The sequence below is a fragment of the Pseudomonas sp. R45(2017) genome (assembly GCF_002112305.1).
GTDB classification, from domain to species: Bacteria; Pseudomonadota; Gammaproteobacteria; order Pseudomonadales; family Pseudomonadaceae; genus Aquipseudomonas; species Aquipseudomonas paraglycinae.
The window spans coordinates 1-1,448 of record NZ_NEHH01000024.1; the positions used below are offsets into that span (position 1 = coordinate 1).

Here is a 1,448-nt window from a genome sequence, read left to right on the forward strand (position 1 = left end):
CGTTTCGACCTGGAACTGGTCAGCGAAAACCCGGATCTGGACCTGGAAAAACTCCTGCACAAACAGGCGTTCCTCGCCCTCGATCCGCAGGGCTCGGGCATCCACGGCCAGATCTACCGCGTGGCCCAGGGCGATGCCGGCAAGCGCCTGACCCGCTACAAGGTCTCGCTGGTGCCGCAGCTGCAATACCTGCATCACCGCACCAACCAGCGCATCTACCAGCAGATGTCGGCGCCGAAAATCATCGCGCTGATCCTCGACGAGCACGGCATCAAGGGCAACGCCTACAGCTTCCAGCTCAGCCAGCCGTGCCCGGATCGCGACTACTGCGTGCAGTACGACGAAACCGATCTGCACTTCGTCCAGCGCCTGTGCGAAGAAGAAGGCATTCACTACCACTTCCAGCACAGCCAGAAAGGCCACCTGCTGGTGTTCGGCGATGACCAGACGGTTTTCCCGAACCTCGGCCAACCGACCGCGTACGTGCAAGGCAGCGGCATGGTCGCCGAAGAACCGGTGATCAAAGGCTTCAAGCTGCGTCTGGAAACCCGCACCAGCCGCACCACCCGCCGCGACTACGACTTCGAAAAACCGCGCCTGCAAATGGAGGCCGCGTACAAACCGGACGGCGCTCTTGATAGCAAAGACGCTGAACCGGATCTGGAAGACTACGACTACCCCGGCCGCTTCATCGACCGCGCCCGCGGCAAGTTCCTCAGCCAGCGCGCCCTCGAACGCCACCGCGCCGACTACCGTCAGGCCGAAGGTCGCGGCGACCAGACCAGACTGGTCAGCGGCCACTTCATGGAAATGTCCGACCACCCGCGCAGCGAGTGGAACGACCTGTGGCTGCTCACCGAAATCTTCCACGAAGGCAAACAACCGCAAGTCCTCGAAGAGTCGGTAACCAGCGACACCACCGACAACAAGGATGACTTCCACCAGGGCTACCGCAACACCTTCCTCGCCACCCCGTGGGACGTGTTCTACCGCCCCGCGCTCGAACACCCGAAACCCCGCGTGCTCGGCAGCCAGACCGCGATGGTCACCGGCCCCAAAGGCGAAGAAATCCACTGCGACCAGTACGGCCGCATCAAGGTGCAATTCCACTGGGACCGCGAAGGCCAGGCCGACGACAAGACCAGCTGCTGGCTGCGCGTCTCCAGCTCCTGGGCCGGCGACCGCTACGGCGCCATCTCCATCCCGCGCATCGGCATGGAAGTCCTCGTCACCTTCCTCGAAGGCGACCCCGACCAGCCCCTCGTCACCGGCTGCCTGTACCACAAGGAAAACCCGGTGCCGTACGCCCTGCCGGCGAACAAAACCCGCAGCGTCTTCAAAACCCTCAGCTCCCCGGGCGGCGGTGGCTACAACGAACTGCGCATCGAAGACAAAAAAGGCGCCGAACAAATCTTCATCCACGCCCAGCGCGACTGGGATGAAAACGT

Annotated in this window: 1 protein-coding gene; it reads left to right on the plus strand. The window is 63.0% G+C overall.

Annotated elements, in window-relative coordinates; translation table 11 throughout:
- A partial coding sequence (locus CAF74_RS28855) for a type VI secretion system tip protein VgrG (RefSeq protein WP_085748629.1) occupies positions 1-1,448 on the plus strand: 1,448 nt, incomplete at both ends.